Genomic DNA, 7447 nt, shown 5'->3' with positions numbered 1-7447 from the left:
GAGACGCGACTATCGAAGTCGCGTCTAATTATTGTGCTTATTATTTTTTCTTCTTAGATTTATTTTTTGAAACTACTTTCGTATTCTTGCCTGTTTTCTTAGCATCTTTCTTCTCACGTTCAAACTTCTCAATCATAGGTGCAACTTCTTCTTTAGCTTTCTTACCATAGTATTGGTTAGCTAAGTAAGTTTGAAGTACTAAGAATGCCGCACTGACTGACCAATATAAACCTAATGCCGCTGCAGAAGTAAATGAAATCCAAATGATCATGATTGGTGAAATAATCATCATCATATAACCCATTTGCTTTTGCTCTTGAGGCATAGATAAACTTGATACATAAGCTTGGATGAAGTAAAGAACACCCGCGATAATTGTAATCGCGATATCAGGTTCTGTTAATTTAAACCATAAGAAATCAGGGAATTCTTTAATACCGCCGTCTGATGGGAATTTAAGTACGAAATATAAGCCCATTACAACAGGCATTTGAATAAGAATTGGTAAACAACCCATCATGCTTTGAACAGGGTTCATATCATATTTCTTATAAACCTTCATCATTTCTTGGTTTGCGGCCATTTTTTCTTCTTGTGTACGCGCGCGCTTAACCTTCTCTTGAACTTCGTTCATTTCAGGTTTCGCAATCTTCATTTTCTCGCGCATCATATGAGAATTCTTATAAGTTGATAACATAAAAGGTAATAAGATTAAACGAATTGCTAATACAAGTAAAACAATTGCTAAACCATAGTTGTTACCAAGCATACCACCAAGCCAGTGGATTAAGTTATCCATAGGCTGAACAAACGTGTTAAAAAAGAATCCGTCTCTATTCTCAGGCTTCGAGTAGTCACAACCTGCTAAAAGAACCACTACACCTAACAACATAGGTAGTAACGCTTTTTTCTTCATTTTTCCACCTCAATTGTATTAATCACATAGAAATAATTCTATCATACAAATGTTGAGTGTGAAACAAAAATTAACATTTTGCTAATCATTTCATTTGTTCGAGATATCTTTGAACTGTTTCTTTAATGTTTTGGCTTTTCGTAATGGAAGAAATCGTCGCTACACCATCGGCACCTTGTTGTATAATAGGTGCAATGTTCTCTTCATGAATACCCCCTATTGCTACAATAGGAATTTCCGTATCATACTCTCTCATTTTACGAATTCGTGTAACGCCACCTGGCATCTTCGCATCAGGCTTTGAAAATGTTGTATAAACAGGCCCAACACCAATATAGTTAACATGCGTTAAGTCAGATTGATCATACTCCTCAAAGTTACCAACGCTAAGACCAACAATTTTATCCTCAAAGTCACGGTAAAATGCGCTGACATCCTCGTCATCTTGACCTACATGAATACCGTCCGCATCAATATCCTGAGCGAGTTTTACATCATCGTTAACAATGAAAGGTACTTGATAATCTTGGCATAATGATTGTAGTTCGAGAGCGAGTTCACGTTTAACGTCACCTGTTAACGCGCCCTCACCTTTTTCACGAAATTGAAACATCGTGATGCCCGCTTCTAGTGCTTCCTTTAATATATCTTTAATGGTAGCACCAGACTTAACATCTTGTGTTCCACAAATAAAATATAATTTAAGTTGTTCTCTATGAAACATGAGTCACACTTCTTTCTCTATAAGCCCCATTTTATAAGTCTCTTCGCCTAAACGGTTGAGTTCGTCAATTAAAGCTACTTGAAATGTACCAGGAAGCGTGGCACCTTCAGTCATCTCAGCTTGTTCTGCTGCGATGTTAAATACAGATACCGCTTCTTTTAACACATCAAGTTTCGGGTGTGTTTCTCGAAGTAAAAAGCTTGCGACTACAGCACCTAATAAGCAACCTGCACCTGTAACTTTAGTTAACATTTCAGAACCGTTTTTAAGCACAATCGTTTTTCCGTCTTGGACAATAACATCTTCCTTACCAGTTAAAACGATAGCCGTATTATACTGCTTATAGGCTTCTTGTGCAATTTTAATGCTATCTAAATCCTGACTACTATCTGTACCTTTCATCGTAGTCGTTTCATCAATTAGTGTCAGAATTTCTGAAGCATTCCCTTTAATGACACTCACATCAACGTCATCTAAGAATTTACGCACAAAGGATTTCCTAAATGATGATGCACCAACCGCTACTGGATCAAAGACAACAGGTACGCCTACACGATTTGCGATTTTACCGAGTTCTAACATGACGTTACTTTTATCTTTTGTCATCGTACCAATATTAATGAGCAAAGCATCTGCCACTTTGTAAAAGTCCTCAGCTTCCTCTACTGCTTCACTCATAGCAGGACTGGCACCTAAACTTAATAGACCATTGGCAGTAAAGTTTTTTACAACGTCGTTTGTGTAACAAACTACGAGTGGTGCCTTTTCACGAAGTTCAAGTAATTTATTCATCATCTAACCCCTTTAATTTCTGATAAGCAAAATGATTAACAGGGCCACGACCTTGGCCAATTTCAGGTGTGTATTTAATAGCTAGTGAGATGAAGGATTTCGCTTTCTTAACCGCTTCATACATCGTTTTACCTTTAGCAAGCTCAGCTGTTATCACACTTGAAAATGTACAACCTGTACCATGAGTATGCTTGGTATCATAACGTTCTTGTTCGAACGTATAAGATTGATCTTTCGTAAATAGGTAGTCCGTTGCATTACCTTCTAAATGACCACCTTTGATAATAACGCCTTTAGAACCAATATCTTCAATGAATACTTTGCCTGCTTGATGAATTTTTTCTTCACTATCAAGCTTAAAACCAACGATTTCTTCAGCTTCTGGTATATTAGGCGTCACTACGTCTGCAAGCGGTAATAAAATATTTTGAAGTTCAGATTTACCTTTATCGTCCATGAGTGAATCGCCACTTTTAGCAATCATGACTGGATCGATTACATACGGAATTTGATAATTCTTAACGTAAGAAGCGATTACTTCCATCATTTCTTTCGTTGGAATCATGCCCGTCTTCATCGCGTGCGGTACCTCGTCTGTGAAGACACTTTCAAGTTGTTCTTCTAACCAGTCTACCTCTAAGTTATGAATATGTTGAACACCTTTAGAATTTTGAGCTAAGACACTTGTAAAGGCTGCCATACCATAGACACCGCAAGCATGGAATGACTTTAAGTCTGCCATCGCACCAGCGCCGCCAGTCGGATCTGTACCTGCAATCGTTAAAGCTATTTTAGGTTTTCTCATCATTTAACCTCCATAGTTCCATTCTTCTTTATTGTATGCCATGTTGAAGAAGCGTCTTTCATGATTCGCACTTTGTAAGAAATTCTTTTCAAGAACTTGCTTCTCTTCGTCAGTCATATTTTGAGTACGTTCGTCTAACCATGAATCAATTTGTTCGATAAGCGGATCCATCTCAGTATCATAGAATTCAAACCATTTCTTAAATGGATTATCATCACTAAATTGATGGTCTTTCATCGCACGTTTACCTACTTGTTGATATACATATGGGCATGGCGCCATTGCAGTAATTGTGTACGCCACATTATCAAAAGCATAAGCGTTGTAATACATATGCTTAATATAGTGGTCTGCTGTTGGGAACCATTCCCCTTTTTCAATGATGCTTTCATATGATTCGCCTACATATTCAGCTAACGTGATGTGCGCATCAACTTCGCCTGAGCTCGCAAAATTAATTTGTTCTGTTAAAAATTGAATTTCTTCTTTTGAATCAACCTTAGGAATCAATAATGCATAAATCTTTGCAAATTCGTTTAAATAACGTGAATCTGCTTGAAGGTAATGTTTAACTGCTTCTTTATCAAGCTCGCCTTCAATCATCTTTTGAATAAACGGATCTTTGTAAATTGCCTCTACAATTGGTTCTGCTTTCTCTTTAAGTTCTTTTGCAAATGACATGATTATGCATCCTTTCTATTTGTATATTTAAAAGGACTGCTCTTTAAAAGCAGTCTAACGCATTGTCATTTGTTATTCTTTCCGACTCATGAATACGTTGACTACTTTCCTACGTTGGTATAAACCAAATCAGGTTCGAAAGGGTTTAGTAAAACTATCTCAGCCTATTCGGCACCCCTAGCAGTCTTTTATTGTCTTCAATTTAAAGTTAACAGACATTGTTGTCCGATTCAAATTATCAATCTTTAAAAAGGCTTGATTGACGTATTTTTACAATAGGTAGCTTATTTGCTCATAAAAAAAAGACCCGGAATAAATCCAGATCTTTTATAGTCGGCTTACCACCAATTGTTAGCTAAACGGAAGTTAACAGCGTTTTCTACTGAACCGTAACGTTGTACAGCGTAGTTAAGCATACCTTGAGTTTGGTAAGCTACTGAACCTGTACCCCAGTGTTCTTTAGTTTGACCTAAACCACGGTAACCATACAGGCTTACGATATTAGGATTACCACCAGATTCAGGTAATACGATATTTCTCCACATAGAATCAGTACCACCAGCAGCGATGAATTGATCATATACTGAACCGCCAGTTGAAACAGCTTGTGTTTGAACTTGTCTTTGAACTGGTGCTTGAGTAACTTGTGGTGCTTGGTAAGTAGTTGTAGATGTTGTTACATTTGAAGTCGTATTACTTACTTGATTGTATGATTGTGTATGAGTAGTTTTTGGCGCTTCATAAGAAACTGCAGATGTTTTAACGTCTGCTTTGTATCCTGGTAATAATTTTGAAGCGTCTTGTTCACCTGCACCATAGCTCCATGCCCAGTAAGTACCGTCAGATACGAAGCTATAGTTTAATCCGTTGCAGTTAAAGTTAATATTGTATGCACCTTCTTGAACTGGTGCGTTATTTAATTGGTCTTGGTGATATAAAGCTAAGTTAACTAATTTGTCTTGGTTTACAGTGTATTCGCTTGCTTCAGCTGTTTGACCAGCAGTTACGCCAGTAACACCTAAAGTTAAAGCTAAAGTTGATGATGCGATAAACTTTTTCATAATTTAAGGTTTCCTCCCATAAAGTAATGATTTTAGCCTTTAAATTTATTACTGCATTTAATTTAACACATTATTTTTTCAAACATATTACAGACACATAAAAGATAAAAGTCTTTTTTTACATATGTATTACACCGGAAATTATTTTATAGTTTAAACTAAAAATTGTATTTATTATTTATTAGAGTTTCTAAATATTGGACTTTTCTAAAGAAATCGCACTCGATACTTTCACCTTTATTAAGGGGTTTATAGCGATGACATTCTATAAAAGAACGCAAAAAAGCACGAGACATTGATTTGTCCCGTGCCTGAAAATACGATATATATTATGCAGTTACCCAGTGATGTGCACCTTGACCATTGTTATATAATTTTACTGCTGTTGCATCTTGAACGTGTTCTGGTACTTGTGCTGGAGAAACACCAACGTATTCAGCTGGTGCTACTGAGTCCCAAGTAGATTGTAAGAATTGATATTTACCTGCTGCACCTGATGTAGGGTTAATAGCTGTTGGGTCACCGTTTGATTCACGTTGCGCGATAGTTTGTAAGTGTGCAGGAATTTGAACGTTTTGAGTAGCTGCTTGTTGTTGTGCTACTGCTTGTTGTTCTGCCGCTGCTTGTTGCTCTGCTGCTTGTTGTTCTGCTGCCGCTTGTTGTTCTGCCGCTTGTTGTTCTGCTGCTTGTTGTTCTGCTGCTTGTTGTTGTGCTACTGCTTGTTGTTCTGCTGCCGCTTGTTGTTCTGCTGCCGCTTGTTGTTCTGCCGCTGCTTGTTGCTCTGCTGCTTGTTGTTCTGCTACTGCTTGTTGTTCTGCTACTGCTTGTTGTTGTGCAGCTTGTTGATTCGCTACTGCAACTTCTTCTTGTTCATGATTTGTTTGTGCTGCAACGTTTTCATCAACGATTAAGTCATCGCCAGCATAGATTAAATCTGATGATAATTCGTTCCAATCCATTAATTCTTGAACTGATGCATTGTATTCAACACCTAATTCACTTAAAGTGTCTCCCCATACTAATTTGTGTACACCATCGTTTTGAACGTCTGTGTTAGCTTCTTGTCCTGAATTTGTTCCACCTGCGTGTGCCTCTTCATTAACTCCGATACCAGCTGCTAATAGTGCTGCTGTCGCTGTTGAAGCTACAAATAATTTTTTCATCAAAAAATCCTCCCACATAGGTTTTATTCAATGACTTATTTTGCTACATTCATCGTATCAAAAGATTATTGATTTGAAGTTACAAGTAAATAACGAAATCTATTTTGAGTTAATACTAATTATAAAAAATTATTAGTTTCTTAATACGATATTTTTCGCTGAATTCCATCATGCAACGCTATATCGTTAAAGTTTTCATATTATAGAAACAATTTTTGTAATTATATTGTAATAATATACATCATCATTAAGTTAATTTGTTGAAACCGTTGAAAGAATTTGTTCCAGATCATCTGTTTCTTTTTTCGGTTTCTGATCTTTTTTGGGATTTAATGGTGACATAAATTTAATCGTATCAACTACCAGTTCAGTACTATAATGTTTTTTATCATCCTTCTCATATTGTCTAGTTTGCATTTGCCCAGTAACGCCTACGATAGAACCTTGTTTCGTATACTTTTTAATATTTGTTGCTGTCTTACCGAAAGCTTTACATAAATGAAAATCATAAATCATTTCATCATCTTCATTTTTATAATTTCGTTCAGTTGCTACACAAAACGAAACTACGCGTTTATCCTCCTTTTCAAAAAGCTGTGGATCCTTAGTTATACGGCCTACGATTACAATTTTATTAATCATTGAGGCACCTCCTTTTCGATATTATGTAAGATTTATGTATAAGCCGTCAAAGTGCAAAAAATCCATTTTCGGACTTAAATTCACTCAAAATCAGGGAAAATTTGAGTTTTCAGACAAAAAATGCGTTATAATGGTTACAGAATCTAATTTTTCGTAAACTTTTAACTTTTGTTATGGGAAGTGATTAACATGAAAACCTTCAAAGCAGTAAGATTTCAAATTATTACAGATGATGAAAGAATAAATGAATATGAAATTAAAGATGGCGTCATTATAAATAAAGAGAATAGTGGAACAGGATGGTTACTTGAAATCGTTCTTTCTGACATTCATTATGAAACAATGAAAGCGTATATGGATGATGAAACGTTATTAGATATCAGGGTAGTTATCACTAGACCTTCAAACGATCCAGCATTATTTGATGCGACGATTAAACATATTACAAAGCTAGAAGATACGATATCAGTGGTTTTTGAGTGTCATATCTATACATTACGACAAGTTTATGCGGAAAATTTATTAGAGCAACTCGTTGATGAAGGTAAAGACGGTGAAGAACTTGTGACGACCTTTAAACGCATGATGCAATCTAAACCAAGACTTAAAGATGAACGTGTATAAAAAAAGTGGTTAGGACGAATATCCTAACCACTTTTTATT

The 7447-nt window shown here is 36.2% G+C and carries 9 protein-coding genes and 1 riboswitch; of the genes, 1 reads left to right on the top strand and 8 read right to left on the bottom strand.

Features of this window, described 5'->3' with window-relative positions; translation table 11 throughout:
* Window positions 1–40: 40 nt before the first annotated feature.
* The 8 genes from yidC to A33S_RS0111330 all read right to left on the bottom strand — a co-directional run bounded on the left by yidC (window position 41) and on the right by A33S_RS0111330 (window position 6784).
* On the bottom strand, window positions 41–916 hold the full coding sequence (gene yidC, locus A33S_RS0111365; protein WP_009383909.1) for a membrane protein insertase YidC: 876 nt from the start codon (window positions 914–916) through the stop codon (window positions 41–43).
* An 85-nt stretch (window positions 917–1001) separates the two neighbouring features.
* Window positions 1002–1640 carry a thiamine phosphate synthase gene (gene thiE / locus A33S_RS0111360; RefSeq protein WP_009383910.1) on the bottom strand — a complete coding sequence of 213 codons (639 nt, stop codon included), beginning with the start codon at window positions 1638–1640 and terminating at the stop codon, window positions 1002–1004.
* Between the two features lie 3 nt (window positions 1641–1643).
* On the bottom strand, window positions 1644–2432 hold the full coding sequence (thiM, locus tag A33S_RS0111355; protein WP_009383911.1) for a hydroxyethylthiazole kinase: 789 nt from the start codon (window positions 2430–2432) through the stop codon (window positions 1644–1646).
* The gene (gene thiD, locus A33S_RS0111350) at window positions 2425–3237 is read right to left on the bottom strand and encodes a bifunctional hydroxymethylpyrimidine kinase/phosphomethylpyrimidine kinase (protein WP_009383912.1); all 813 of its coding nucleotides are present in this window, start codon (window positions 3235–3237) and stop codon (window positions 2425–2427) included. The genes thiM and thiD overlap by 8 nt, the downstream gene beginning before the upstream one ends.
* Before the next feature lie 3 nt (window positions 3238–3240).
* Window positions 3241–3918, bottom strand: coding sequence for a thiaminase II (gene tenA / locus A33S_RS0111345; RefSeq protein ID WP_009383913.1), 678 nt, complete (start codon window positions 3916–3918; stop codon window positions 3241–3243).
* Window positions 3919–4007: 89 nt separating this feature from the next.
* A riboswitch (TPP riboswitch) is annotated at window positions 4008–4107 on the bottom strand.
* 149 nt (window positions 4108–4256) lie between these two features.
* On the bottom strand, window positions 4257–4979 hold the full coding sequence (locus A33S_RS0111340; protein WP_009383914.1) for an aggregation-promoting factor C-terminal-like domain-containing protein: 723 nt from the start codon (window positions 4977–4979) through the stop codon (window positions 4257–4259).
* 329 nt (window positions 4980–5308) lie between these two features.
* Window positions 5309–6142 carry a LysM peptidoglycan-binding domain-containing protein gene (locus A33S_RS0111335; RefSeq protein ID WP_017176879.1) on the bottom strand — a complete coding sequence of 278 codons (834 nt, stop codon included), beginning with the start codon at window positions 6140–6142 and terminating at the stop codon, window positions 5309–5311.
* 252 nt (window positions 6143–6394) lie between these two features.
* Entirely contained in the window at window positions 6395–6784 is a 390-nt protein-coding gene (locus A33S_RS0111330) for a single-stranded DNA-binding protein (protein WP_009383916.1), read from the bottom strand.
* Between the two features lie 189 nt (window positions 6785–6973).
* On the opposite strand from A33S_RS0111330, the gene A33S_RS0111325 reads away from it, so the two are divergent.
* Window positions 6974–7408 carry a YwpF-like family protein gene (locus A33S_RS0111325; protein WP_009383917.1) on the top strand — a complete coding sequence of 145 codons (435 nt, stop codon included), beginning with the start codon at window positions 6974–6976 and terminating at the stop codon, window positions 7406–7408.
* Window positions 7409–7447: the final 39 nt, after the last annotated feature.

Source organism: Staphylococcus massiliensis CCUG 55927 (genome assembly GCF_000298075.1).
Lineage (GTDB): Bacteria > Bacillota > Bacilli > Staphylococcales > Staphylococcaceae > Staphylococcus > Staphylococcus massiliensis.
The sequence above is the reverse complement of the archived record's forward strand: the minus strand, read 5'-3'. Positions and strand labels throughout refer to the sequence as shown.

Bases quoted from the DNA above. Each gene is read 5' to 3' on its own strand.
- yidC (WP_009383909.1), bottom strand. From the start codon at position 916: ATGAAGAAAAAAGCGTTACTACCTATGTTGTTAGGTGTAGTGGTTCTT.
- thiE (WP_009383910.1), bottom strand. From the start codon at position 1,640: ATGTTTCATAGAGAACAACTTAAATTATATTTTATTTGTGGAACACAA.
- thiM (WP_009383911.1), bottom strand. From the start codon at position 2,432: ATGAATAAATTACTTGAACTTCGTGAAAAGGCACCACTCGTAGTTTGT.
- thiD (WP_009383912.1), bottom strand. From the start codon at position 3,237: ATGAGAAAACCTAAAATAGCTTTAACGATTGCAGGTACAGATCCGACT.
- tenA (WP_009383913.1), bottom strand. From the start codon at position 3,918: ATGTCATTTGCAAAAGAACTTAAAGAGAAAGCAGAACCAATTGTAGAG.
- A33S_RS0111340 (WP_009383914.1), bottom strand. From the start codon at position 4,979: ATGAAAAAGTTTATCGCATCATCAACTTTAGCTTTAACTTTAGGTGTT.
- A33S_RS0111335 (WP_017176879.1), bottom strand. From the start codon at position 6,142: ATGAAAAAATTATTTGTAGCTTCAACAGCGACAGCAGCACTATTAGCA.
- A33S_RS0111330 (WP_009383916.1), bottom strand. From the start codon at position 6,784: ATGATTAATAAAATTGTAATCGTAGGCCGTATAACTAAGGATCCACAG.
- A33S_RS0111325 (WP_009383917.1), top strand. From the start codon at position 6,974: ATGAAAACCTTCAAAGCAGTAAGATTTCAAATTATTACAGATGATGAA.